Source organism: Citrobacter sp. wls829, from assembly GCF_005280825.1.
GTDB lineage: Bacteria > Pseudomonadota > Gammaproteobacteria > Enterobacterales > Enterobacteriaceae > Citrobacter > Citrobacter gillenii.
The window spans coordinates 63014-89363 of record NZ_SZWP01000027.1 but is presented as its reverse complement, the minus strand read 5'-3'; the positions used below and the strand labels follow the sequence as shown (position 1 = coordinate 89363).

The 26350-nt window shown below is 51.9% G+C and carries 23 protein-coding genes and 2 pseudogenes; 15 read left to right on the top strand and 10 right to left on the bottom strand.

Features of this window, described 5'->3' with window-relative positions:
• The first annotated feature begins 1 nt into the window (after position 1).
• Both FDW88_RS02425 and FDW88_RS02420 read left to right on the top strand, forming a co-directional pair.
• Positions 2-628 carry a glycoside hydrolase family 19 protein gene (locus FDW88_RS02425; protein ID WP_137361942.1) on the top strand — a complete coding sequence of 209 codons (627 nt, stop codon included), beginning with the start codon at positions 2-4 and terminating at the stop codon, positions 626-628.
• Positions 625-1113, top strand: a complete 489-nt coding sequence (locus FDW88_RS02420) for a DUF2514 family protein (protein ID WP_137361941.1) — start codon at positions 625-627, stop codon at positions 1111-1113. The genes FDW88_RS02425 and FDW88_RS02420 overlap by 4 nt, the downstream gene beginning before the upstream one ends.
• Positions 1114-1297: 184 nt before the next feature.
• On the opposite strand, the gene mscS is transcribed toward FDW88_RS02420, so the two are convergent.
• On the bottom strand, positions 1298-2176 hold the full coding sequence (gene mscS, locus FDW88_RS02415) for a small-conductance mechanosensitive channel MscS (protein WP_096756182.1): 879 nt from the start codon (positions 2174-2176) through the stop codon (positions 1298-1300).
• A gap of 366 nt (positions 2177-2542) precedes the next feature.
• Positions 2543-2746, bottom strand: a complete 204-nt coding sequence (locus tag FDW88_RS02410) for a YfgG family protein (protein ID WP_115257795.1) — start codon at positions 2744-2746, stop codon at positions 2543-2545.
• 349 nt (positions 2747-3095) lie between these two features.
• Between FDW88_RS02410 and FDW88_RS02405 the strand changes: the two are divergent.
• Positions 3096-5366: pseudogene (locus FDW88_RS02405) on the top strand (EAL domain-containing protein).
• On the opposite strand, the gene ppx reads toward FDW88_RS02405, so the two are convergent.
• The 4 genes and pseudogenes from ppx to purM all read right to left on the bottom strand — a co-directional run bounded on the left by ppx (position 5346) and on the right by purM (position 10964).
• Positions 5346-6887 carry an exopolyphosphatase gene (gene ppx / locus FDW88_RS02400; protein ID WP_137361940.1) on the bottom strand — a complete coding sequence of 514 codons (1542 nt, stop codon included), beginning with the start codon at positions 6885-6887 and terminating at the stop codon, positions 5346-5348. The pseudogene FDW88_RS02405 and the gene ppx sit on opposite strands and share 21 nt — an antisense overlap.
• 131 nt (positions 6888-7018) lie before the next feature.
• Positions 7019-9082 (bottom strand): annotated as a pseudogene (gene ppk1 / locus FDW88_RS02395) (polyphosphate kinase 1); the annotation flags it as partial.
• A gap of 203 nt (positions 9083-9285) precedes the next feature.
• Complete coding sequence (gene purN, locus FDW88_RS02390) at positions 9286-9930, bottom strand: phosphoribosylglycinamide formyltransferase (RefSeq protein WP_096756186.1); 645 nt, start codon at positions 9928-9930, stop codon at positions 9286-9288.
• Entirely contained in the window at positions 9927-10964 is a 1038-nt protein-coding gene (gene purM, locus FDW88_RS02385; RefSeq protein ID WP_096759359.1) for a phosphoribosylformylglycinamidine cyclo-ligase, read from the bottom strand. Before purM ends, purN begins: the two co-directional genes overlap by 4 nt.
• 291 nt (positions 10965-11255) lie before the next feature.
• Here purM and bglK point away from each other — a divergent pair, with 291 nt between their 5' ends.
• From bglK to FDW88_RS02360, 5 genes are all read left to right on the top strand, one after another.
• Positions 11256-12134, top strand: a complete 879-nt coding sequence (bglK, locus tag FDW88_RS02380) for a beta-glucoside kinase BglK (protein ID WP_137361939.1) — start codon at positions 11256-11258, stop codon at positions 12132-12134.
• Positions 12135-12142: 8 nt separating this feature from the next.
• Positions 12143-13573: a 6-phospho-beta-glucosidase gene (locus tag FDW88_RS02375; protein WP_137361938.1), complete on the top strand. Its 1431-nt coding sequence runs from the start codon at positions 12143-12145 to the stop codon at positions 13571-13573.
• Between the two features lie 183 nt (positions 13574-13756).
• Complete coding sequence (upp, locus tag FDW88_RS02370) at positions 13757-14383, top strand: uracil phosphoribosyltransferase (RefSeq protein ID WP_096756189.1); 627 nt, start codon at positions 13757-13759, stop codon at positions 14381-14383.
• 95 nt (positions 14384-14478) lie between these two features.
• Positions 14479-15768, top strand: coding sequence for a uracil permease (gene uraA, locus FDW88_RS02365; protein ID WP_096756190.1), 1290 nt, complete (start codon positions 14479-14481; stop codon positions 15766-15768).
• A 95-nt stretch (positions 15769-15863) separates the two neighbouring features.
• Positions 15864-16565, top strand: a complete 702-nt coding sequence (locus FDW88_RS02360; RefSeq protein ID WP_212726261.1) for a DnaA inactivator Hda — start codon at positions 15864-15866, stop codon at positions 16563-16565.
• A 33-nt stretch (positions 16566-16598) separates the two neighbouring features.
• Here the strand turns inward: FDW88_RS02360 and arsC are convergent, their stop codons facing one another.
• A complete protein-coding gene (gene arsC, locus FDW88_RS02355; RefSeq protein WP_096756192.1) occupies positions 16599-16958 on the bottom strand; it encodes an arsenate reductase (glutaredoxin) in 360 nt (119 codons plus the stop codon).
• A 77-nt stretch (positions 16959-17035) separates the two neighbouring features.
• Entirely contained in the window at positions 17036-18499 is a 1464-nt protein-coding gene (gene bepA, locus FDW88_RS02350) for a beta-barrel assembly-enhancing protease (RefSeq protein ID WP_115257799.1), read from the bottom strand.
• Between the two features lie 227 nt (positions 18500-18726).
• Here bepA and FDW88_RS02345 point away from each other — a divergent pair, with 227 nt between their 5' ends.
• The 4 genes from FDW88_RS02345 to iadA all read left to right on the top strand — a co-directional run bounded on the left by FDW88_RS02345 (position 18727) and on the right by iadA (position 22229).
• The gene (locus FDW88_RS02345) at positions 18727-19812 is read left to right on the top strand and encodes an AI-2E family transporter (protein WP_137361937.1); all 1086 of its coding nucleotides are present in this window, start codon (positions 18727-18729) and stop codon (positions 19810-19812) included.
• A gap of 119 nt (positions 19813-19931) precedes the next feature.
• A complete protein-coding gene (locus FDW88_RS02340; RefSeq protein WP_137361936.1) occupies positions 19932-20591 on the top strand; it encodes a nucleoside recognition domain-containing protein in 660 nt (219 codons plus the stop codon).
• A 1-nt stretch (position 20592) separates the two neighbouring features.
• Positions 20593-21054, top strand: coding sequence for a YjiG family protein (locus FDW88_RS02335; RefSeq protein ID WP_115257801.1), 462 nt, complete (start codon positions 20593-20595; stop codon positions 21052-21054).
• An 11-nt stretch (positions 21055-21065) separates the two neighbouring features.
• Complete coding sequence (gene iadA, locus FDW88_RS02330; protein WP_115257802.1) at positions 21066-22229, top strand: beta-aspartyl-peptidase; 1164 nt, start codon at positions 21066-21068, stop codon at positions 22227-22229.
• 115 nt (positions 22230-22344) lie between these two features.
• Here the strand turns inward: iadA and bcp are convergent, their stop codons facing one another.
• Both bcp and FDW88_RS02320 read right to left on the bottom strand, forming a co-directional pair.
• Positions 22345-22815 carry a thioredoxin-dependent thiol peroxidase gene (gene bcp, locus FDW88_RS02325; protein WP_096756198.1) on the bottom strand — a complete coding sequence of 157 codons (471 nt, stop codon included), beginning with the start codon at positions 22813-22815 and terminating at the stop codon, positions 22345-22347.
• Positions 22815-23387, bottom strand: coding sequence for a glycine cleavage system transcriptional repressor (locus tag FDW88_RS02320; protein WP_003037954.1), 573 nt, complete (start codon positions 23385-23387; stop codon positions 22815-22817). Before FDW88_RS02320 ends, bcp begins: the two co-directional genes overlap by 1 nt.
• Before the next feature lie 145 nt (positions 23388-23532).
• Here FDW88_RS02320 and dapA point away from each other — a divergent pair, with 145 nt between their 5' ends.
• The 3 genes from dapA (at position 23533) to purC (ending at position 26286) form a co-directional block, all read left to right on the top strand.
• Positions 23533-24411, top strand: a complete 879-nt coding sequence (gene dapA, locus FDW88_RS02315) for a 4-hydroxy-tetrahydrodipicolinate synthase (protein ID WP_096756200.1) — start codon at positions 23533-23535, stop codon at positions 24409-24411.
• Between the two features lie 16 nt (positions 24412-24427).
• Positions 24428-25462: an outer membrane protein assembly factor BamC gene (bamC, locus tag FDW88_RS02310; protein WP_117343534.1), complete on the top strand. Its 1035-nt coding sequence runs from the start codon at positions 24428-24430 to the stop codon at positions 25460-25462.
• 110 nt (positions 25463-25572) lie between these two features.
• Complete coding sequence (gene purC / locus FDW88_RS02305) at positions 25573-26286, top strand: phosphoribosylaminoimidazolesuccinocarboxamide synthase (RefSeq protein ID WP_096756202.1); 714 nt, start codon at positions 25573-25575, stop codon at positions 26284-26286.
• Positions 26287-26350: the final 64 nt, after the last annotated feature.

Here is a 26350-nt window from a genome sequence, read left to right as displayed (position 1 = left end):
GATGGATATTACTCAGTTTCAACGCGCCGCCGGGATCAATTCTGAGCTGGCTAAACGCTGGCATCCGCACATCACCGCCGCCATGAAAGAGTTTGGCATTATTAAACCTGACGATCAGGCGATGTTTATTGCGCAGACCGGGCATGAAAGCGGTAGCTTCTCCCGCCTGGTGGAAAGCATGAATTACAGCGTGGCTGGCCTGGCGAATTTCGTTCGCGCCGGACGCTTAACACAGGCGCAGGCCAACGCATTAGGCCGCAGGCAGGGTGAACCATCGCTGCCACTCGAGCGCCAGCGTGCTATTGCCAATCTGGTTTACAGCAAACGCATGGGGAACAACGGACCAGGCGACGGCTGGAATTACCGGGGGCGCGGACTCATACAGATCACCGGCCTGACGAATTATCGCGACTGCGGCAATGGCCTGAAGGTGGATCTGGTGGCGCAGCCTGAACTGCTGGCACAGGACATCTACGCGGCCCGAAGCGCAGCGTGGTTCTTCGCCACCAAAGGCTGCATGAAGTACACCGGCGACCTGGTGCGCGTCACGCAGATTATTAATGGCGGGCAGAACGGTATCGATGACCGGCGCGCGCGGTATGCGACTGCACGTAAGGCTCTTTTATGATCTACCTCTTCATCAAAGCCTACTGGAAACAGTTGCTTATTGTCGCTGTGCTTCCTGCAGCAGTGACTGGCGGAGTGGTTGCCTGGAACGTCCACGGTGACAGGCAGTACGACTCCGGTTATGCGCAGGCAAAGGCAGATCAGAAACTGGCTGATGATAATGCCAGGTCACAACGTGATCAGGAGAAAACACAAATTGAACGTGAAGCACAATCCCGTATTGACGTGGCGCGTGTTGATGCTGAGCACGCTAATACCGCTGCTGACGGCCTGCGCGCCGAGCTTGACAAAACCAAGCGACTCGCCGAACACTATACCGGATCTTTCCCCTCTGGCACGCCAGCCAGCAAGGTCATCGGTGTGCTCGCCGACATGCTTGAAGAAAGCAACGGAGCTTACATCGCAGCAGCAGAAGAGGCTGAGCGATATCGGTCTGCAGGACTCACATGCGAGCGACAGTACGACTCCCTGAAAGCGGGGCACTGATTTCCGGTGACGGTATATAAAACGGTATGGGAATTTTATTTTTCTTAAAAGTTGTTGTCAGTCAATTGCTTATTTTGTCCGTAAATAATTGAGTGGGAATAATAACCTGCCACTTTGCCTGATTTTACTCTGGCTATTCGCACAAACACCCTCTGTCTTTACAGAGGGTGTTTTATTTTTGCAGTCAATCGACCAGTTGTAGCTGCGGCTGTGATTGTGATGGGACGTTCTGAACACGGATATCCATCTGCGGATAGGGCAAGTCGATATGGTTGGCATCCATCGCTTCTTTGATGTTTTCCAGTAGATCGTAATACGTGTTCCAGTATTCGCCGTTACGCACCCAAACGCGAACGTAGAAGTTAAGCGATGAGGCGGCAAGTTCGCCCAGACGCACGGTTACGCCGCGACTCTGATCAACGCGTTTATCCTGCTCGATGATATGAGTAATGACGCGTTTCACTTCTGCAATCCGACTCTGATAGCCAACGCCAATCACCAGGTCGATACGACGAAACGGGTGGCGAGAGTAGTTAATAATATTGTCAGAGATGATTTTACCGTTAGGGATCACCACCTCTTTGCTATCAGCGGTGAGTAGGGTAGTTGAGAAAAGATGCACTTTTTCGACTGTCCCGGTGACTGCACCAATTTGTACGATCTCGCCGGCGCGAAATGGACGCAGGGAGACCAGCAGCACGCCAGCCGCAAAGTTGGACAGCGATCCCTGTAGCGCCAGACCGACGGCCAGCCCGGCGGCACCAATGATGGCAATAATGGATGACGTTTCAATGCCGATGCGGCCCAGAGCCGCAACGACAAAAAATGCCAGGATGATGTAGCGGACTAACGCAGTGAAGAACTGGATAATGGTGATATCAACTTTACGCTTTAACAGCAGTTTCTCCAGTCCGCGAGAAAGCAACCGTGAGACGAACTTACCGATAAACAGTAAAATCACGGCGGCAACAATGTTCCATCCAAATTGAATTACTGCATCGCTGTGCCCAGTGATCCACTCAAGACCGCTTCGTATTTTCGGAAATAATGTAAAACCCTGCATTGTATTACCCTGTCGAATGTATAAAAATAAAAGGCTCATATAAATATTCAATTACATTTGATATATAAATGTGCACACCAGTTATATTAATTAACACTATTGGTTAGTGGCTATTTGAGCTGTATTTGCGTTTATTATGTCCAATAAACAGAAACATAGAAAATCAGCGTGAATAGTGTGGTGATGAGGAGCGAAAAGATAGTGTAATTGTGCGGAAATCAAAATTGATTGGCTGGGGTGACGTGTGGCGTTATAAAAATAGTGACAGGAGGGAACACAAATCCCTTACCGGATGGTTAACTGTCAGACGATTAGCCATCCGGTAAGGAATCTTGAAGCGCAGAGCTTTAAGTGGTCTTTAAGCGATTAATGTTTATCGATTTGAACAGGGGAAGTCTGTTGCGACAGGCTGCTCTGTTGGGATTCTTTCTTGTTCTGATGGTGGTGCCACGCACCGATAGCAGAGTAGACGAAGCGTCCAAAGAAGAAGAGGAAGCTGATAAGCAGTACGATCCGGATCATGCGACTGTTAAATCGGTGTCGTTTTCGTAGGCTGGTAACCTGGCTCACAAAGGGTTCCTTAAAGTGTACCCAACAATGGGCGATGTTTACATTAAGGCACACTGTGAGGGAATGGTCAATTCATCATTATGTAAAAATGCATCAGTTGTTTTATCTTCTTATGTTATGAAAGATAATTTTATTATTTGCATTAATAATGAATTAACGATAACAAAAGGGGAAAAAGGTAATAAATGATTAATGGGTCCTGTTTTTCTTGATATATGTCAAACGCCCTAATCAGGTGATAACTAAAATTGATGAGTCATTATGATGTGTTGTACATCATTGTTTTAAAGTCAGGTGGGATACCTGTCTGAATACCCCTTCAGGATGTGAGGGACTCTACTGAGCATCTATGAAAATCAATAAAAAGTATATTGTTATTAGAGACCAATGGTGGGCATTACCTCTCATCTTACCCTCCCTGTTGTTGCCTTTACTGAGTTGTGTGAACACCTACGCGCATATTAGTACGGGGAATGTCGTTCTTTTTTATCTACCTTTAGCGCTGATGATTAGCCTGATGCTCTTTTTTGGCTGGGGCGCATTACCGGGAATTATCATTGCGATCAGCTGGTATAAACTCCCACAGGTTGGCGTGTTTGAAACAGTGTCAATCATTGCACACTTTGTCGTAACGATTGTTCTCAGTTGGGGTGGATATCGGGTGTTTGCCCCCCGACGGAACAACGTGGCTCACGGTGACTCGCATCTGATGTTTCAGCGTATATTTTGGCAGGTTTTCTGTCCGGCAACGCTGTTCCTGGTACTCTTTCAGTTTGCCGCGTTTGTTGGCGTGTATGCGAGCAAATCAGGGATGATGGGCGTCATGCCTTTCAATACCGGCACATTGATCAATTATCAGGCCTTACTGACGGGAAACCTTGTGGGTATTCCGCTATGTTATTTTATAATTCGGGCAATACGGAACCCTTTTCACCTGCGCGGCTATTTTTCTCAGTTAAAACAGCAGTTTGATAATAAAGTCTCGAAAACGGAGTTTGCAGCGTGGTTGATAGTATTGACGACGTTGATGACGCTGTTGTGTATGCCGTTAAATGAAAATAGCTCGATTTTCAGTACGAATTATACCTTATCCCTGTTATTGCCCGTCATGCTGTGGGGGGCAATGCGTTACGGCTATCGACTTATTTCACTGATGTGGGCGGTCATACTCATTACGGGAATACATCATTATCAGAGCTACATGCCCTGGTACTCAGGTTACGATACGCAGCTGGCGATCACCTCGTCGAGCTATCTTGTTTTCTCCTTTATCGTAAATTACATCGCCGTGCTGGCAACGCGTCAGAGAGCCGTTACCCGACGTACATATCGTCTGGCGTATTTTGATCCTATGGTGCATCTTCCAAATCTGCGCGCGTTGAACCGGGAGCTGAAGAAGTCGCCCTGGTCCGTGCTCTGTTTCTTGCGGATCCCTGGCATGGAACCGCTGGTCAAAAATTATGGGATCATGCTACGTATCCAGTACAAGCAAAGAATCGCTCACTGGATAGCGCCCTTTCTGGAATAGGATGAGTACGTCTTTCAGCTATCGGGTAATGACCTTGTCCTGCGGTTTAACACCGAGTCCCATCAGCAGCGCATTGAGGCATTGGATCAGCACATCAAGCAATTCCGCTTTGTCTGGGATGGTATGCCTTTACAGCCACAGGTGGGGATCAGTTATTGCTATGTTCGCTCTCCGGTTAATCATATCTACCTGTTATTGGGCGAACTTAGCACCATTGCCGAACTTTCCCTTGCCACCAATACGCCTGAAAATTTGCAACGTCGTGGTGCCATGCACCTGCAGCGGGACCTGAAAGATAAAGTGGCGATGATGAATCGGCTACAGCAGGCGCTGGAGCACAACCGCTTTTTCCTGATGGCACAGCCCATTTATGGTGTGCGTGGCGATGTGTACCATGAAATCCTGCTGCGTCTGAAAGGGGATGACGATGAAATCGTTACGCCGGATTGTTTCTTACCCGTCGCGCATGAGTTCGGTTTGTCCTCCAGCATCGATCTGTGGGTGATTGAAAACACGTTGAAATTTATGGCTCAGAATCGGGAGAGAATGCCAGCCCGTCGCTTTGCTATTAATTTATCGCCTACCTCGGTGTGTCGCGCCCGACTTCCGACCGATATCGCGCAATTGCTGGTGAAATATAAGATTGAAGCCTGGCAACTGGTCTTTGAGGTAACGGAAAGCAATGCCTTAACCAATGCCGAGCAAGCGCAGGCAACGCTGCTGCAATTGCAGTTACTTGGCTGTCAGATAGCGATTGATGATTTTGGCACCGGCTATGCCAGCTATGCGCGACTGAAAAATGTGAACGCCGATATCCTGAAAATTGACGGCAGCTTTATTCGCAATATTGTTTCGAATAGCCTCGACTACCAAATTGTGGCATCGATTTGTCACCTGGCGCGAATGAAAAGAATGATGGTGGTGGCGGAGTATGTCGAAAGCGAAGAAATACGCAGCGCGGTGGTTTCTTTAGGAATTGATTATATGCAGGGCTATCTGATCGGTAAACCGCAGCCGCTGCATGAGATTTTGCAAGAACAGGTGCCAGAAACTCTGGCACCTGTTGAAGCGTTATGCGGCGATATTGGGTGAGCGTTCTTCTTCAATTTTAAGCCGCCAGCCCGTTACGGCTTCCCAGTATTGCTGCTCTTTTTCCAGATCGAGCAAAACCAGCGCGTTCTGGCTGAACCAGTCATGCGGGAAGCGCAATGTCCAGTGGTTCTCGTCGGTGATAAGCGTCAGCGTCGGCGGCGTGGTCGTCGCCTGGCGCTGGTTGTTCAGCAAGACACCCAGACGTAGCAGCTGGATAAGCGGCAGGAACTGTTTCTTCTTAAATAACGCAAAGCGTGGCAGATCGTCCAGCTTAACGGCTTTGCGATGGTAGCGAACCAATGTCGCCATCATCAACTGCTGTTCCTGGTTAAAACCCGGTAGGTCACTGTTTTGCAGAATGTAAGCCGAGTGGCGGTGCAGGCCACTGTGGTTGATGTTCAATCCCACCTCATGCAGCATGGCGGCCCATCTGAGTAATGCTTCCAGCTGCGGGTTCGCCAGCTTAGGCTGCTGCGCATGCCACTGCTCATACATTTGCATAGTGGTTTCCAGCACGCGGCGCGCCTGTTCGCTGTCGATGTTGTACTGGTTTGCCAGGCTGCTGGCAGTACGGCTGCGTACATCCTGATGGCGGAAGCGACCTTCCATTTCATACAGTACGCCTTCCCGAAGCGCACCATCAGAAAGGCGCAGCTCACGTATTGCCAGCGCATCAAAAACGCCGCACAGGATAGCCAGTCCGGGGACAAAAACCGCTTTCCGCTCCTCGGACAGCCCTGGCATACTGAGTGCTGAAAAAGAGGTGTGCTTCAGGACTTCACTGGTCAGCATTTCCAGGCGTTCGGGGGTAATAAAGCCATCTTTTTCACCCATCTCCAGCAGCACCTCGTGCGCCGCTTTAATGGTGCCTGAGGCACCCAGCGCCACGTTCCAACCTTGAATTCGAAACTGCCAGGTTAAGGTTTCCAGTTTTTGCGCTGCCGCCATGCGGGCGCGCTGGAAGTTTTCCCGAGTGATAATCCCGCCTGGGAAATACATCTGGGCAAAGCTGACGCAGCCCATCCGACGGCTCTCGACCAGTTTAGGCTCGAAATCTTCACCGATCACCAGTTCGGTAGAACCCCCGCCGATATCTATCACCAGCTTACGGCCTTTCTCCGGCTGCGTATGTTCCACGCCCATAAAAATCAGTCGGGCTTCTTCGTTACCGGAAATAATTTCGATCGGGTAGGGGATGACCTTTTCTGCGCGCTTGAGAAAATCAGGGGCATTTAGTGCCTGACGCAGCGTATGAGTCCCCACAATACAGACGCTTGATGGGGGGAAGCCCTGCAGTCGTTCCGCGAACAATGACAAACAGCTTAATCCGCGCTCCATGGCTTCTTCGCTCAGCTTATTGTCTTCGCTGAGTCCATCCGCCAGATGTACGCGTTGTTTTAGTCGCCCTATAATTTGCATCGCTCCGTCAACTACGCGGGCAATAACCATATGGAAACTATTTGAACCCAGGTCGACCGCAGCAAATTCCTGCGGTCGTGGTGACTTGTCGTGTATTGGCATAGCGTTTATCCGTCATACTTCAAGTTGTGTATGTGTTGGCTGCATTCGTTCACCCCAGTCACTTACTGGCGTAAGTTCCCGGGGATTCTCTCATTTTCCGCCTTCCCACAACTTGAATTATTTAGGCTAGTGTCAGGTTGCTCGAGTGATTTGATGTAGTCATAAATCGCCAACTGCGACTGAACCTTACGGCGGTTTCCACGTGGCACGTAGCGATTACTCAGTTCTTTATCAATGTAACGGGCTTTTACCGTATCGCTGAACAGGATCTCGATAATATCCAGCACGCGCTGCTTGAGGTGTGGATCCAGCAGCGGCGTGGCGACTTCGATACGATAATCGATGTTTCTTGTCATCCAGTCCGCCGAGGACAGGTATACCTGTTTATCGCCGCCATTCTCGAAGATATAGACCCGGTCATGTTCAAGATAGCGGTCAACGATGCTAATCACGCGAATATTATCACTGATGCCTTCCAGATTCGGGATCAGGGAGCACATTCCGCGGATCAGCAAATTAACCGGTACGCCCGAACTGGACGCCGCATAGAGTCGATCAACGAGGCCCTTATCGACCAGGTTGTTCAGTTTTAGCGTAATGCCGGAAGAGCGCCCCTGCTGTGCATTGGCAATCTCTTTGTCGATCATCGCGTACAGCAGACGTCGCGAGTTCTGCGGGGAAACCAATAGATAATCAAAGGTCACCGGACGATACGGGTTTTCGATAAAGTTGAACACCCGACGCACTTCGTTGGTAATGCGCGAATCGGCGGTCAGCAAAGAGTAGTCGGTATACAGTCGCGCCGTTTTTTCGTTGAAATTCCCGGTCCCGATATGGGCGTAGCGCACCACCTCGTCGCCTTCTTTACGTGAGATAAGGAACAGCTTGGCGTGAATTTTCAGTCCCGGTGCTGAGAAGATGACGTGCACGCCGGCTTCGGTCAGACGCTTGGCCCAATGAATGTTGGCTTCTTCATCAAAGCGCGCCTGTAATTCGACGACCACGGTCACTTTTTTACTGTTGTGGGCCGCATGGATCATTGCGTCGATGATGCGGGAGTCTTTTGCCACGCGGTAGATATTGATCTTTATAGCCAGCACGCTCGGGTCAAACGAGGCCTGGCGCAGCAGTTCAAGGACGTGCTCAAAAGTATGATACGGATAATAGAGCAGCACATCGCGTTCGCGGATGGCATCAAATCCGTTACGGAACTTTTCGTTATCAAACCAGATATGGCGCAGGCGAGGCAGCGGCTTGTTCACCAGATTAGCTTTGCCAACGTTGGGGAAATTAATAAAGTCTTTAAAGTTATGGTAACGCCCGCCGGGGACGATCGAATCGTAGCGAGAGATCGTCAGTTTTTCACGCAGGATTTCGACCAGCGCATTGGGCATATCACGCTGATAGACAAAGCGCACAGGCTCTGCGGTCAGACGTTGCTTCAGGCTGGACGACATCAGCTCCATCAGGCTGGATTCCATCTCGTGAACCAAATCGTATTCAGCGTCGCGGGTCATTTTCATCGAATAGGCATTCAGCGTATCGTAATCAAAGAACCCTTTGAAAATGTCATCAAGGCAATAACGCAGGATGTTGTCTAGCAGGATCATGGGCTTGCGACGACGGGGCGTTTCCGGCGGCAGATTTACAAAGCGGGGAACCTTGTCAGACGGAATTTCCAGTAGCGCATAGCGAATGGCATCACCACGGATGATCTCCACGGCCAGATAGGTATAGTCGTCCTTCAGAAACTGGACTAAATCTGTCTCGCGGTTAATCAGGATCGGCGTAATGTGCTGGCGAAGATATTGCTTGAAGTAATGACGCAACCAGCTCTGCTGATTGGCTGACAGTTGGCGCTCATTGATTAAGAATATCTGATTGCGCGCCATCTCCAGCAGTAATTCATTGTACAGGCCATCGAACTCCTGATCGGCTTTCAGTACGCGGGCCTGGATTTTGCCTAACAGATGGCGGGAGTGAGAGTTAGAACCCTGCTCTTCGCTAATAATGATGCGGCGTTTTAGTTCGGCAAAACGAACTTTATAAAACTCGTCGAGGTTATTGGAATAGATGCCCAGAAAACGCATCCGTTCAATCAACGGGTTTGACTTATCAGCAGCTTCCTGCAGGACGCGTTCGTTGAACGCTAACCAACTAAGCTCTTTCTCGATGTATAGCTTTTCCTGACCCATTAATACTTTTACTCCGTTTCATTCACGGGACACTACGTGATCATTATGGCGAGCACGACTGGCATGTGCCAGAAAAAATGAGGGGAATTGCAGGATGTAGGCCGGATAAGACGCTTTAGCGTCACCATCCGGCATAAAAGCCCACATGAGTGCCGGATGGTGGTGTGAATGCCTTATCCGACCTACGAGGCTGGGAGGCTATTTTATGCTTCGTCGGCTGCGTAGCCTTGTGGTGGAAGGCGAATGCCGTCCAGCCAGGCTGCGTTATCGCGCATTTGCAGACGACCATCGACAAACCAACCGACCACCAGCGGATAGATGGCATGTTCCTGGGCCTGAACGCGTGCCGTCACGTCATCTTCGCTGTCGCCGTCAAACACCGGCACTTTCGCCTGCAGAATAACCGGCCCACCGTCCAGTTCGTCAGTGACAAAATGAACGGAGGTTCCGTGTTCTTCATCACCGTTTTCCAGCACCTGACGATGTGTATGCAGGCCGGGATATTTGGGCAACAGAGAAGGGTGGATATTCAGCAAGCGTTCGGCATAGTGGGCGACAAACGCCGGGCTGAGGATACGCATATACCCGGCCAGTACCACGACGTCCGGCGCATAGGCATCGATCTCTTGTATTAGCTGGCGATCAAAGGCTTCACGGCTGGCAAACTGGCTTGCCTCCAGCGAATGAGCCGGAATGCCTGCTTCGCGTGCACGTTCAAGGCCGAACGCGTCGGCCTTATTACTGAATACTGCACGTAGGGTGCCCTTGATTTTTTTCTGTTTGCAGGCGTCAATGATCGCCTGCAAATTGCTTCCGTTACCGGAAATGAGCACCACTATGTTTTTCATTCAATGACCACACGCTGTTCGGAATCAGACGCTTTGATGATACCGATTCTCCACGCGTTTTCACCTTTTTCATTCAGCAGCGCAAGAGCATTGTCCACTTCAGCTTCTGGCAGAGCGATAACCATGCCTACGCCGCAGTTGAAGGTGCGATACATCTCGTGCTGACTGACGTTACCCGCTGTTTGCAGCCAGTTAAAGACGGCTGGCCATTGCCAGGAGGATTCATCGATTACGGCCTGGGTGTTGTCAGGCAAGACGCGAGGGATATTTTCCCAGAAACCGCCGCCGGTCAGGTGGGCAATTGCGTGCACGTCAACCTTCTCAATCAGTTCCAGAATGGATTTCACATAAATGCGGGTAGGCGCCAGCAGATGATCGGCCAGTGATTTGCCTTCCAGTTCGGTTGTTTCCGGGTCACAGCCGCTGACTTCGACAATTTTACGCACCAGGGAATAACCATTGGAATGCGGGCCGCTGGAGCCAAGCGCAATCAGCACATCGCCATCAGCCACTTTTGAGCCGTCGATGATTTCTGATTTCTCAACCACGCCTACGCAGAAACCGGCCACATCGTAATCTTCACCGTGATACATCCCCGGCATTTCAGCGGTTTCACCCCCGACCAGCGCACAGCCGGACTGCAGGCAACCTTCGGCAATACCGGCGATCACGCTGGCAGCGGTATCGACGTCCAGCTTACCCGTGGCATAGTAGTCGAGGAAAAACAGCGGTTCAGCGCCCTGCACCACGAGGTCGTTGACACACATCGCCACCAGGTCAATACCGATGGTGTCGTGGCGCTTCAGATCCATCGCCAGACGCAGTTTTGTACCTACGCCGTCAGTGCCGGAAACCAGTACCGGTTCACGATATTTTTGCGGCAATGCGCACAGCGCACCGAAGCCACCCAGACCACCCATAACTTCCGGGCGACGGGTTTTCTTTACTACGCCTTTGATTCGATCGACCAGAGCATTCCCTGCGTCAATATCAACACCGGCATCTTTGTAGCTAAGAGAGGTTTTATCGGTCACTGCCTGGTTCCCCACGTGTTTACTTGCAGTAAAAGTTAAATTCGGCGCAATTCTAACAGGGAAAGCAAACGTTTGCGAGTCCGCTCTGCATCGGCTTTTTTCTGCCGTTTTTTTCAGCGATTTACATTCACATACGTCTTTATTTGACCTGAGCCACGAAAATGAAACCGGGTTCAGCATGGTGCTTGAAACCGGATGACGTAATGCACAGTATCTTACTGAAACCGGTTTCTGTTTTTATCAGCAGTGATGAAATTAACGGTGACCACACGTCAAAAGGAAGGGTCATTAATGAATATCGCAGCATTCGATATTGGTGGTACGGCATTAAAAATGGGCGTGATTAGCGAACAGGGCGAATTGCGGGAAAAGGGCAAGCTGTCAGTGCCTGACTGCGATGGAGACAAAATTTTGCAGGGCATGCTGGACTGGGTTTCAGCCCATCCTGACTGCGAGGGCATCGCCATTAGCGCACCGGGTTATGTCAATCCGACTACCGGCTATATCGAAATGGGCGGAGCGATTCGCCAGTTTGACCATTTTGCACTCAAAGCATGGCTGGAAGAGCGTACCGGGCTGCCGGTGACGGTTGAAAATGATGCGAACTGTGTCGCGCTTGCTGAGCGTTGGCAGGGGAAAGTAGCCGGTATCGAAAATTTCCTTGTTCTGACCATCGGGACGGGGATTGGCGGGGCGATTTTCTGCAACAACCAACTGGTGCATGGCGCGCGTTTTCGTGCCGGTGAATTTGGTTATATGCAAACCGCCCGACCCGGAACACGTGATGTCAGACGCTATTCGATGAATGAAAATTGCACTCTGCGCGTTTTACGTCATCGCTATGCGGAACATATCGGGAGCGCACTGGCAGAGGTCTCGGGCGAAGATGTTTTTGATCGCTACGACGACGGAGACCCTGTCTGCCAGCGTTTAGTCACTGAGTTTTTTAACGACCTCGGCACGGGTCTTTATAACCTCGTTAATGTGTTCGATCCGCAGGTGATATTCATCGGTGGCGGCATTGTTGAACGCCCTGGATTCCTGTCGCTGTTGCGTCATCATTTGGCCTGGTTCGGTATTGCGGAATATATCGATATCGTCAGCCACGGCAACGACGCCGGGTTGTACGGTGCCGTTTACCATTTCAATCAGCAAAACAGAACGGTATAGGAGCTAACATGTCTGGATTTAAAGCAAATTTCATGTGGGGTGGCGCGGTTGCTGCTCACCAACTGGAAGGTGGCTGGCAGGAAGGGGGAAAGGGGATTAGCGTTGCTGATGTGATGACGGCGGGGGCAAATGGTGTCGCTCGCGAAATTACCGATGGCGTGCTACCAGGGAAAAATTACCCCAACCATGAGGCTATTGATTTTTACCATCGCTACCAGGATGACATTAAGCTGTTTGCCGAAATGGGGTTTACCTGCTTTCGCACGTCAATTGCCTGGACCCGTATTTTCCCACAGGGTGATGAAACGCAGCCAAATGAAGATGGCCTGCAATTCTATGACGATCTGTTCGATGAATGCCTGAAATACGGTATTGAGCCGGTGGTTACGCTGTCGCATTTTGAGATGCCGTACCATCTGGTGAAGGAATATGGCGGCTGGCGTAATCGTAAGTTGATTGATTTCTTTGTCCGTTTTGCCGAGGTGGTCTTCACCCGCTTCCAGCATAAAGTGAAGTACTGGATGACGTTCAATGAGATCAATAACCAGGCTAATTTCCACGAAGATTTTGCACCGTTTACCAACTCCGGCTTGAAGTACCAGCCAGGCGAAGACCGTGAGCCGGTAATGTATCAGGCTGCACACTACGAACTGGTGGCGAGTGCACTGGCGGTAAAAGCGGCGCGTGAGATTAATCCCACGCTGCAAATTGGCTGCATGATTGCCATGTGCCCGATTTACCCGCTGACCTGTGCGCCTGACGATATAATGATGGCGATGAACGCCATGCATCGCCGTTACTGGTTTACCGATGTCCATGTGCGTGGCAAATATCCGCAGCATATTCTCAACTACTTTGAACGTCGGGGATTTGAGCTGGATATTACCGAGGAGGACCGTCAGGCGCTGACTCAGGGCTGTGTTGACTATATTGGTTTCAGTTATTACATGTCCTTTGCTACGCAGGCTTCAGCGGAGAATCTGCAACTGGATTATGACGAAACGAAAAGCCTGGTCTCCAACCCCTATGTGCAAAAATCGGACTGGGGCTGGCAGATTGATCCGGTCGGCCTGCGCTACTCGCTAAACTGGTTCTGGGATCATTATCAACTCCCGCTGTTTATCGTAGAAAACGGATTTGGTGCCATCGATATGCTGGAAAGCGATGGGACGGTGAACGATCAGTACCGCATTGACTACCTGGCGGCCCACATCAGTGAGATGAAAAAAGCCGTGGTGGAAGATGGCGTCGATTTAATGGGCTATACGCCGTGGGGGTGTATTGATTTAGTGTCCGCCGGGACGGGCGAAATGAAAAAACGCTATGGTTTTATCTACGTCGATAAAAATAATGACGGTAGTGGGACATTAGCACGCTCGCCTAAGAAATCTTTTTCATGGTATCAGCACGTCATTCAGACTAATGCTGAATTTTTATAGAATTCAATGGATTGATGCTCGGCCCCGCCCAGCGCGCGGGGCGTGTCTTATACTCATTTTTCAGACGTAAATGACTTTGGTTGATCCATATCAAGCGTATGCAGTGTTGCGCCAGAGAGGAAAAGCGGTATAATCCGGCGATTTTTTTTGTGGTTGCCACTCGTCTGAGGAAAGGAGAAGAGTATGAAGATCGTGGAAGTCAAACACCCACTCGTCAAACACAAGCTGGGATTGATGCGTGAAAACGACATCAGCACTAAACGCTTTCGTGAACTCGCCTCGGAAGTTGGCAGCCTGCTGACTTATGAAGCAACCGCTGGTCTGGAAACCGAAAAGGTGACCATTGAAGGCTGGAACGGCCCGGTTGAAGTCGACCAAATCAAAGGTAAAAAAATCACCGTTGTGCCAATCCTGCGTGCGGGCCTGGGTATGATGGAAGGCGTACTGGAAAACGTCCCGAGCGCGCGTATCAGCGTGGTGGGCATGTACCGTAACGAAGAGACGCTGGAGCCGGTACCGTACTTCCAGAAACTGGTGTCTAACATTGACGAGCGTATGGCGCTGATCGTTGACCCGATGCTGGCCACCGGTGGTTCCGTTATTGCTACCATCGACCTGCTGAAAAACGCGGGCTGCAGCAGCATTAAAGTGCTGGTGCTGGTTGCTGCGCCAGAAGGTATCGCTGCGCTGGAAAAAGCGCACCCGGATGTTGAGCTGTATACCGCATCTATCGACCAGGGGCTGAACGAGCACGGATACATTATTCCGGGACTCGGCGATGCCGGCGATAAGATTTTTGGTACCAAGTAAGTGAATAAATAAAAAGAAGCCGACTTTAAGAGTCGGCTTTTTTTTGAATAAAACAACCCATCGCTACTCAAACACAATACTCAGAGGAAAACACTATGACGCGCCGTGCTATCGGGGTGAGTGAAAGACCGCCGCTTTTACAGACAATCCCGCTTAGTTTGCAGCACCTGTTCGCCATGTTTGGCGCCACGGTACTGGTGCCAGTCCTGTTTCATATCAACCCGGCCACCGTCCTGCTGTTTAACGGCATTGGTACGCTGCTGTATCTCTTTATCTGTAAGGGGAAAATCCCAGCGTATCTGGGGTCCAGCTTTGCCTTTATCTCTCCGGTACTGCTGCTACTGCCGTTAGGGTATGAAGTGGCGCTCGGCGGTTTTATCATGTGTGGCGTGCTGTTCTGTCTGGTTTCTTTCATCGTGAAGAAAGCAGGTACCGGTTGGCTGGATGTGATGTTCCCGCCTGCGGCTATGGGCGCAATCGTTGCCGTCATCGGCCTTGAGCTGGCGGGTGTTGCGGCGGGGATGGCAGGCTTGCTGCCAGCTGAAGGACAAATGCCGGATTCTAAAACCATTATCATTTCGATGGTGACGCTGGGCGTAACGGTATTTGGTTCGGTACTGTTCCGCGGCTTTATGGCGATTATCCCGATTCTGATTGGTGTGCTGGCGGGTTATGCGCTCTCGTTCGTGATGGGCGTTGTGGATACCACACCCATTGCCGAAGCCCACTGGTTTGCTCTGCCGACCTTCTACACGCCGCGTTTTGAATGGGTGGCTATTCTGACCATCCTGCCTGCGGCGCTGGTGGTGATTGCCGAACACGTAGGACACCTGGTGGTGACCGCCAATATCGTGAAGAAAGATTTAATTCGCGATCCCGGCTTGCACCGTTCGATGTTCGCCAATGGCCTGTCGACGGTGATCTCCGGCTTCTTTGGTTCCACGCCTAACACCACTTATGGTGAGAACATCGGCGTCATGGCCATTACCCGCGTGTACAGTACCTGGGTCATTGGCGGGGCGGCAATTTTTGCTATTCTGCTTTCATGTGTGGGCAAACTGGCCGCCGCGATTCAGATAATCCCGCTGCCGGTTATGGGCGGTGTCTCACTGCTGTTGTACGGGGTGATTGGTGCGTCCGGTATCCGCGTGTTGATCGAATCAAAAGTTGATTACAACAAAGCACAAAACCTGATCCTGACCTCGGTGATTCTGATCATCGGCGTGAGCGGTGCGAAGGTTCACATTGGTGCGGCTGAGCTGAAAGGCATGGCGCTGGCGACCATTGTCGGCGTTGCCCTGAGCCTGATCTTCAAAGTGATTAGCCTGCTGCGTCCGGAAGAAGTTGTCCTTGACGCTGAAGATGCTGACAGACCGCAACACTAAGTCTCTGACCGGGCGGCATCGCTGCCCGGTTCTATCGCGACGTATTTCTGTGGTAAACTCAACGCGATTTTATGAAATCCTGGGTTGAGGTATCTCTGAACACACCGGCACAGCTCTCTTTGCCACTTTATCTTCCTGACGATGAAACTTTCGCAAGTTTCTGGCCGGGGGATAACTCCTCTTTACTGGCCGCGCTGCAAAACGTGCTGCGTCAGGAACATAGCGGGTATATCTATCTCTGGTCGCGTGAAGGCGCGGGCCGTAGTCATTTGCTGCACGCAGCCTGTGCCGAGCTTTCTCAGCGCGGGGATGCCGTCGGCTATGTCCCGCTGGATAAGCGTACGTGGTTCGTACCGGAAGTGCTTGATGGCATGGAACATCTCTCGCTGGTGTGCATTGATAACATCGAATGCGTGGCCGGGGATTCCCTGTGGGAAATGGCGATCTTCGATCTCTACAACCGCATTCTGGAATCAGGGAAAACGCGCCTGCTGATCACTGGCGATCGTCCACCAAGACAGCTTAATCTCGGACTGCCGGATCTGGCTTCTCGTCTGGACTGGGGGCAAATCTACAAACTTCAGCCGCTCTCGGATGAAGATAAGCTTCAGGCATTGCAATTACGCGCCAGATTGCGCGGGTTCGAACTGCCGGAGGATGTGGGCCGCTTCCTGCTAAAGCGTCTGGATCGCGAAATGCGCACGTTGTTTATGACCCTGGATGAACTGGATCATGCGTCGATCACCGCTCAGCGCAAGCTGACCATTCCGTTTGTCAAAGAGATTCTGAAGCTGTAAGCACCGCAGCCGAAAAGACTGCGGTGCATCACATTAGCCGACGATATCCAGCACCTGCTCCGGCGGACGCCCAATTCGCGCTTGACCGTTGGCCACCACAATCGGACGTTCCATCAGTTTCGGGTTTTCCACCATCGCCTGAATCAGCGCCTCTTCACTCAGAGTCTCGTCCGCCAGGTTGAGCGATTTATAGAGATCTTCTTTCTGGCGCATCAGCTCACGCGCGCTGGACATGCCCAGCATCTGCAGCAGATTACGCAAAGTTGCTGCGTCTGCGGGAGTGTCGAGATACAGCACTACTTCCGGCTCCACGCCGTTGGACTTCAGTAATTCCAGTGTCTCACGGCTCTTTGAGCAACGTGGGTTATGGTAGATTTTAATCGCGTCTGACATGACTTCTCCTTGCATAGCAAAACTGCCGGATGGCGGATAAGACGCAACAGCGTCACCATCCGGTAAGTATTCAATAGTTACATCTTCGTGTACGGTTTAAAGCGCTCTTGCAGCTGGCGTAGCTGGTCAATACGGGCATCGTATCTTGCCTGCTGCTGGCTTCCCAGCTTCACCTGTGAACTTGCGCTGCTGAGCATAGAAATGGCCTGGTCAAGACGTCCCGCCAGCGCATAGCCTTCTGCGCGCGCTGCCAGTTCCTGATCGCGGTTATTCAGCGTTGCTTCCGTTTGTGCTAACAGATCCCAGCCGTTGCCGTCATCCTTATGATTAAACGTATAACGATTCAGGATGGTAGCGGCCTCTTTGGCCTGACCGGCCTGTAAATAGGCATTCGCCAGGTTAAGCTGCAATACCGGATTAACGCGCAGGTCGCGGGCGTTTTTCAGGCGATTAATTGCATCGCCGGTTTTCTTCTGACCGAGATCGATATCGGTCGCCAGGTCGAGATACCAGGCATTGTTCGGATCGGCAGACAGCAGCGGCTGTAGCGCTTTACGCGCCTCGTCGTATTTACTGTCTTCCATTGCTTGTAACGCGCGGCCATATTGCGCCGCCCGTTGCTCGCGGACGTTGCCTTTTGCCCAGTTATCCAGCAGGTCGCTGCTCAACTGGTTGCGACCCGAGTTATACATGCCGAGGGTTCGCGCTTTTGCCAGGTAAAAATCTTCCGAGGATTGCACCACCGTCGGTCGCATCTGGTTAGCACGGTTACGCGCATCCGCCAGACGGCTTTCTGGCAGGGGGTGCGTCAGCAGAATTTCAGGCGGGCGCGTGGAATAGCGCGCCTGGTCGAGCAGTTTTTCCAGAAACGTCGGCATGGCCTGCGGATCAAATCCTGAGCGTTGCAGGACCTGAATACCGATACGGTCCGCTTCCTGTTCATTTTGCTGCGTAAAGCTGATCATCCCCTGACGGGTGCCGGCCAGCGTACCGGTCAGTGCTGCCATCCCCGCCTGCGGACTGGCCATCGCCAACAGAATAGAACCCAGAGCCCCTACCCAGGTTAGCGGGGCAGAGCGCTTTTGGTCTTCCATGGCACGCGCCAGGTGGCGCTGCGTGACGTGAGAAATTTCGTGCGCCATCACCGATGCCAGCTGGCTTTCGTTATCGGAATAGCGGAAAAGCGCAGAGTGCAGCACAACGTTGCCGCCAAAGAAGGCAAAGGCGTTTATTTCATCGTTATTAATCAAAAAGAAATGGAAGGGGGTTTTGACGGAGTCCGCGTGTGAGACCAGACGCATCCCCAGAGAATTAATGTATTGGGTCAGCAAAGGGTCGTTAATTAACGGCGCACTGCCGCGCAGCTGGCGTACGTAATAGTCGCCCATCTGCATTTCCTGCCCGATGGAAAGCGTGCTCCCTGCTGAGGTTCCCATATCCGGTAGGGTGTCCGCAGTGTCAGCAAATGCGGGCGCGACCTGACCGATGGCCAGTGCAGCAATGAGGGTAGCAACCAGGTTTTTTTTCAACTGCCTGAACATAACCTCTGTCCTGTATTCTTTTTTGAGATAGCCATTTGACCCATGCTGTGAAGTATCGTTCACCCTCAGACAGCTTTGGGAGTGTAACTGCGAAATTCGACGATGAACACCCAGGAAAAATGTCTTTTCACTTTGCGTAAACCGCTATAAAAAGCGAAGTCTTTTTTGTGACATTTCGATACAATTCGGGATCGCAATCCCGCTATTGAGGTTCATGGAAGGGTTTTATGCTCGAAATGTTGATGCAATGGTATCGCCGCCGCTTTAGCGACCCTGAGGCTATTGCCTTGCTGATTATTCTGGTTGCCGGTTTTGGCATCCTTTTCTTCTTTAGTGGGCTGTTAGCGCCGCTGCTGGTTGCCATTGTGCTGGCTTATCTGCTGGAATGGCCCACCGTGCGGCTGGAAAATATCGGCTGTTCAAGGCGTTGGGCGACATCCATTGTACTGGTGGTGTTCGTCGGTATTCTGCTGCTGATGGCGTTTGTGGTAATGCCGGTCGCGTGGCAGCAGGGGATCTACCTGATTCGCGATATGCCCGGCATGCTTAACAAGCTGTCTGATTTTGCCGCTACCTTGCCGCGACGGTATCCGGCGCTGATGGATGCCGGCATCATTGATGCGATGGCAGAGAATATGCGCGCGCGAATGCTCAATATGGGCGATTCCGTGGTGAAATATTCGCTGGCTTCGCTGGTCGGATTGCTGACGCTGGCGGTGTATCTGGTTCTCGTTCCGCTAATGGTGTTCTTCCTGGTGAAAGACAAAAGCCAGATGCTGAATGCCGTACGTCGGGTACTTCCGCGTAATCGTGGACTGGCCGGGCAGGTCTGGAAAGAGATGAACCAGCAAATCACCAACTATATTCGCGGCAAAGTGCTGGAAATGGTAGTGGTAGGCGTCGCCACCTGGCTGGGCTTCCTGCTGTTTGGCCTCAACTACTCCTTGCTGCTGGCTGTACTGGTCGGTTTTTCAGTCCTGATCCCGTATATCGGTGCCTTTGTGGTGACCATCCCGGTGGTGGGCGTGGCGCTGTTCCAGTTTGGTCTCGGGACCGAGTTCTGGAGCTGCTTTGCCGTGTACCTGATCATTCAGGCGCTGGATGGCAATCTGTTGGTCCCAGTACTGTTCTCCGAAGCCGTAAACCTGCATCCACTGGTGATTATTCTGTCGGTGGTGATTTTTGGCGGGCTGTGGGGATTCTGGGGCGTATTCTTTGCTATTCCGCTGGCGACGTTAATCAAAGCAGTCGTCCATGCCTGGCCGGATGGTCAGACGATTGAGTGCAATGCCGCCGGGCCAGAACTTGTCTGACCTCTATACACACTTTCTGAATAATCTTCCTGGGTGTCGTTTTTCTCCGTATTAGCCTTTAACTTGACCAATGTGATGTCTTTTTGTCACACAAGGAATAAGACCAACAGGAGAAAAAAATGGGTCACAACACGCACACGCAACAAAAAGCGGGATGGGTTGGCTATCTCGCCTTTTTCGTCACTATTATCCTTTTTTCCGGCATGTTTTCGAAAAGTACCGACTGGTGGCGGGTGTTCGATTTCACCGTTCTCAACGGCGCATTTGGGCAGATAAACGCGGCAGGCGAGACGGCGGTCTCGTTTCGCGGTACCGGCGGGATGGGCGCAAAAGATGGCTTTTTATTTGCGCTGGAACTGGCGCCCTCCGTCATTCTGTCACTTGGCATCATCTCCATTACCGAAGGCTTGGGAGGGTTGCGCGCGGCGCAGCAGCTAATGACGCCGGTCCTGCGCCCCTTACTCGGCGTTCCGGGTATTTGCTCGTTGGCGCTGATTGCGAATGTGCAAAATACCGATGCCGCAGCCGGAATGACCAAAGAGCTGGCGGAAGAGGGGATTATCACTGAACAGGAACGTGCTATTTTTGCCTGCTGGCAAACCAGCGGTAGCGCGTGTATCACCAACTATTTTTCCTCAGGCGCGGCGCTGTTTACGATGGTTACCGTTCCGGTGATAACGCCACTGGCGGTGATCCTGGTCTTCAAATTTGTTGGCGCGAACCTGCTACGGCTGTGGATCGCGCAGCTTGAAAATCGCCGTACGCAGCAGGAGGCCTGAGATGACAACACACGTACGTAAAAATGTCATGGATATGTTCATCGATGGCGCAAGGCGCGGGTTTACCATTGCCACCACCAGCCTGTTACCGAACGTGGTGATGGCGTTTGTGATTATTCAGGCGCTAAAGGTAACGGGGTTGCTCGACGTCGTCGGCCGGGTGTGCGAACCGGTTATGGCTCTGTGGGGATTGCCGGGGGAATCTGCCACCGTGCTGTTGGCGGCGGTGATGAGTATGGGCGGCGGCGTTGGCGTTTGCGCCAGTCTGGTTGTCGCCGGAACCCTTTCGGGACATGATGCGACGGTATTGCTACCGGCCATCTACCTGATGGGGAATCCAGTGCAAAATGTCGGACGCTGTCTGGGGACTGCGGGGGTTCATCCTCGCTATTATCCGCTTATTATTGCGGTATGCGTGATTAATGCGCTGCTCTCTATTTGGGTTATGCAGGTGATTGCCTGACAAGGAAGGTTATGAACTGTTCAATTCTTGGTCTGACGCTGTTCCAGCGCGGACACGTTTACGCGCCTGACGATTTGGGGCAACAAGATATTCTGGTCGTGGGCGGAAAAATTGTCGCCATCGCGCCGTCTATCCTGGCAGACGATTTTCCCGGCTGTCAGTGTATCAATCTCGAGGGGGCCATTGTTTGTCCGGGGTTTATCGATCAGCACGTTCATTTGATTGGCGGTGGCGGAGAGGCCGGCCCCCACACCCGCACACCGGAAGTGCGTCTGTCACGTCTGGTTGAAGCGGGTATCACCTCAGTGGTGGGATTGCTGGGTACCGATGGAATTACCCGTCATCCGGAGTCGCTGTTGGCGAAAACCCGAGCACTGGAATATGAAGGCATCAGTGCCTGGATGCTCACCGGCGCGTATTCGTTACCTTCCCCGACCATTACCGGCAGTATTGAGCGCGATGTAGCGCTGATCGACAAGGTGATAGGGGTGAAATGTGCGATTTCAGACCATCGCTCATCAGCCCCGAATACCGCGGTGCTGGCGAACATGGCGGCGCAGTCGCGCGTCGGTGGATTATTAGGGCAGAAGCCGGGGATTAGCGTCTTCCATATGGGTGACAGCCCTCGCATGCTGGAGCCGCTGTATGACGTCCTCGCGCATTCAGATGTGCCGATAACCAAACTGCTGCCAACGCATGTTAACCGCGCGGAACCGTTGTTTGAGGCCGCCTTAGCCTATGCCCGCAAAGGGGGGTATATCGACATTACCAGCAGTATTGATGAGCCCGTGGATCCGGCAACGGCCATCGCGACCGCGCTGCGCAGCGACGTTCCACTGTCGCGGATTACCTTGAGTTCAGACGGTAACGGCAGCCAGCCGGAGTTTGATGAACAGGGCAATCTGACGGGGATTGGTGTGGCCGGATTTGAATCACTGGCACACACGCTGCGCCAACTGGTGACGGTTCATGCCATTCCTCTGGAGCAGGCATTATGTCCGCTCACGCGCACGGTGGCGGAGTTTCTGGGACTTGGGCATAAAGGACGTCTGGCGGTTGGATGCGATGCGGACATTCTGGTGCTCAACGACACGCTGGAAGTTTACCACCTGTGGGCGAAGGGCAACGCGGTGGTGAAAGAGAAAAAAGCGTGTGTTAAAGGGACGTTTGAGTAAACGACGTTGATGCCGGATAGCGGCGTAAATGCCTTATCCGGCCTACGGACTTGCGCGGATGTAGGCCTGATAAGACGCGTAGCGTCGCCATCAGGCTTAATCCGGCAAAAATAAATCAGGCGTTTTCCTGCACCCATTTCAGCACGATGTCGTGGTGATTGCTGGTTTTGAAATCATCAAACACATGTTCAATCTTGCCGTCAGCATCCACCAGGAAGCTGATGCGATGAATGCCATCATAGGTTTTACCCATAAATGACTTTTCTCCCCAGACGCCAAACTGCTCGCAAACCTGGTGATCTTCATCGGACAGGAGCGTGAAGTTAAGCACTTCCTTCTCCACGAAGCGGGAAAGCTTCTCCGGTTTATCGGTGCTGATACCCAGCACTTCCACGCCGGCTTTTTTTAACTGATCCATGTTATCGCGTAAGCCACAGGCCTGTACGGTACAGCCGGGCGTCATGGCTTTCGGGTAGAAATAAACCAGAACACGCTGTCCCTGGAAGTCGGTTAAATTTACTTGTTCTCCGTCTTGATCCGGCAAGCTAAATTTCGGTGCGATATCACCGGCTTTCAGTGGGTTCATTACTTAACTCCATCCTGTTCATCATGCTGTGAGTAATTGACGACGTTAATACTGCCTTGCGCATTGAGTTCTGTACAGAGTGCTTTAAACGCATCCTCAATATTTGCCGAATCGTGTGACGCAGGGCTATGTGCGGTAATCTGAATAAACAACTGGGCAGCCTTTCCGTTCTCCGCCGGTTGGGTGCGCGAAACCAGTTCGGCAATATTCATTTGATGACTGTCGAAAAGGGCGGTAAAGCGCTCAATCAAATGGGGAGAGTCAGGGACATCAACCTGAACCCATACCGTGGCGGGCATCGCCGGGCGGGGGCGTGCGGTTGTACGCTTCATCACAATCAATAAATCCAGCTCTGCGCCTTTCAACGGCAAGGTTGATTCAATCAGGGTGATGGCATTCCAGGTGCCAGACAACAGCATGATAAATGTAAACTCGTCACCCAGCATGGCCAGTCGGCTGTCTTCAATATTACAGCCACAACTGCTGACATGACGAGTGATGGTGTTCACAATTCCTGGGCGGTCGGCACCCAGCGCAGTAATGACCAGATAGTGTTGCGATGACGATGTCAAACCTGTTCTTCCTTTGAGCGGTGAGGTAATTATAAGGAAAGCATAAAAAAAACATGCATACAACAATCAGAAGGGCTCTGGTCGCTTGCTTTTATTGTCGTACCAAACGTACCATTGAGACACTTGTTTGCACAGAGGATGGCCCATGTTCACGGGAAGTATTGTCGCGCTTATTACGCCGATGGATGAGAAAGGTAAAGTCTGCCGGTCGAGCCTGAAAAAACTGATTGATTATCATGTCGCCAGCGGCACCTCGGCGATCGTTTCGGTTGGCACTACCGGTGAGTCCGCCACGCTGAGTCATGATGAACATGGCGATGTGGTGATGATGACGCTGGAACTGGCCGACGGGCGTATTCCGGTGATTGCCGGAACCGGCGCCAATGCGACCGCAGAAGCCATTAGTCTGACGCAGCGTTTCAACGACAGCGGTATTGTCGGCTGCCTGACGGTGACGCCTTACTACAACCGCCCGACGCAGGAAGGTTTGTTCCAGCATTTCAAAGCCATCGCTGAACATACTGACTTGCCACAAATTCTGTATAATGTGCCGTCCCGTACTGGCTGCGATATGCTGCCGGAGACCGTGGGTCGTCTGGCGAAAGTAAAAAATATTGTCGCTATCAAAGAGGCCACAGGGAACTTAAGTCGTGTTCACCAGATCAAAGAGCTGGTTTCAGACGATTTTATTCTGCTCAGCGGTGATGACGCGACCGGGCTGGACTTTATGCAGCTCGGTGGTCATGGCGTGATTTCCGTTACCACTAACGTAGCGGCACGTGAAATGGCTGAAATGTGCAAACTGGCGGCAGAAGGGCGTTTTGCCGAGGCGCGGGTGATTAACCAGCGTTTGATGCCGTTACACAACAAACTATTTGTCGAACCCAATCCTATCCCGGTGAAATGGGCATGTAAGGAATTGGGTCTTGTGGCAACCGATACGCTGCGTCTGCCGATGACGCCAATCACGGACAATGCTCGTGATATCGTCAAAGCGGCGCTTAAGCATGCCGGTTTGCTGTAAAGTTTAGGGAGATTTGATGGCTTACTCAGTACAAAAGTCGCGCCTGGCCAAGGTTGCGGGTGTTTCGCTAGTTATGTTGCTCGCGGCCTGTAGTTCTGACTCGCGCTATAAGCGCCAGGTGAGCGGTGATGAATCCTATCTGGAGGCCGCACCGCTTGCTGAGCTTCATGCGCCAGCTGGGATGATTCTGCCGGTAACAACCGGTGATTATACCATCCCGGTAACCAACGGCAGCGGTGCTGTTGGTAAAGCGCTGGATATTCGCCCACCGGCTCAACCGCTGGCATTGGTTAGCGGTGCACGTACCCAGATCGCAGGTGATACGGCAACGTTGTTGGTAGAGAATGGTCGTAGTAACACGCTGTGGCCGCAGGTCGTTAGCGTGATTCAGGCGAAAAACTACACCATTACCAAACGTGATGATGCCAGTCAGACGCTGACGACCGATTGGGTTGACTGGAACCGTCTTGATGAAGACGAGCAGTATCGCGGACGTTATCAAATCTCGGTTAAACCGCAGGGCTATCAGCAGGCGGTAACGGTGAAACTGGTTAACCTCGAGCAGGCCGGTAAGCCGGTGGCAGATGCTGCATCAATGCAGCGCTACAGCGCTGAGATGATGAACGTTATCTCTGCGGGTCTGGATAAGACCGCCACCGACGCCGCGAATGCCGCGCAGAGCCGCTCTGCCGCCACCATGGATGTTCAGAGCGCCGCCGATGACACCGGCTTGCCGATGCTGGTGGTACGCGGACCGTTCAACGTGGTGTGGCAGCGTCTGCCAGCAGCACTTGAGAAAGTGGGCATGAAAGTGACCGACAGTACTCGTTCTCAGGGCAGCATCGCCGTAACCTACAAACCGCTGTCCGATAGCAACTGGCAGGAACTGGGCGCGAGCGATCCGGGTCTCGTATCCGGCGACTACAAACTGCAGGTCGGTGATTTAGACAACCGCAGCAGCTTGCAGTTTATCGATCCGAAGGGACATACCCTGACGCAAAGCCAGAACGACGCGCTGGTCGCCGTCTTCCAGGCAGCATTCAGTAAGTAAAAATCAAGGGCTGGATAACTCCAGCCCTTTTTTCTGGTATGATACGCAAACGTGTGCGTCAGCAGAAAAACGCAATATTTATCGTTATTTCACACCCAGGAGTAATAAAGATGCAAAAGCAAGCTGAGCTGTATCGTGGTAAAGCGAAGACCGTATACAGCACGGAAAACCCGGACCTGTTGGTGCTCGAATTCCGCAATGATACGTCAGCAGGGGATGGCGCGCGCATCGAACAGTTCGATCGTAAAGGCATGGTGAACAATAAGTTCAACCATTTCATTATGACCAAGCTGCAAGAAGCGGGCATTCCGACCCAAATGGAGCGACTGCTATCCGATACCGAATGTCTGGTGAAAAAACTGGAGATGGTCCCGGTCGAGTGCGTGGTGCGTAACCGCGCGGCAGGTTCCCTGGTGAAGCGTTTAGGCGTTGAGGAAGGTATTGAACTGAATCCGCCGCTGTTTGATCTGTTCCTGAAAAACGATGCTATGCACGATCCAATGATTAACGAGTCCTATTGCGAAACGTTTGGTTGGGTGAGCAAAGAGAATCTGGCACGAATGAAAGAGCTGACCTACAAAGCCAACGACGTGCTGAAGAAAATGTTTGATGACGCGGGTCTGATCCTGGTCGACTTCAAACTTGAGTTTGGTTTGTATAAAGGTGAAGTGGTTTTGGGCGACGAATTCTCTCCGGACGGTAGCCGTCTGTGGGACAAAGAAACGCTGGATAAAATGGACAAAGACCGTTTCCGCCAGAGTCTGGGCGGCCTGATCGAAGCCTATGAAGCTGTCGCACATCGCCTGGGTGTGAAGTTAGACTGATCCCTTCCTGAGCCGGCGATCGCTCTCCGGCTCATCAATTCCCCCCTGGTTTGATTACTCTTTC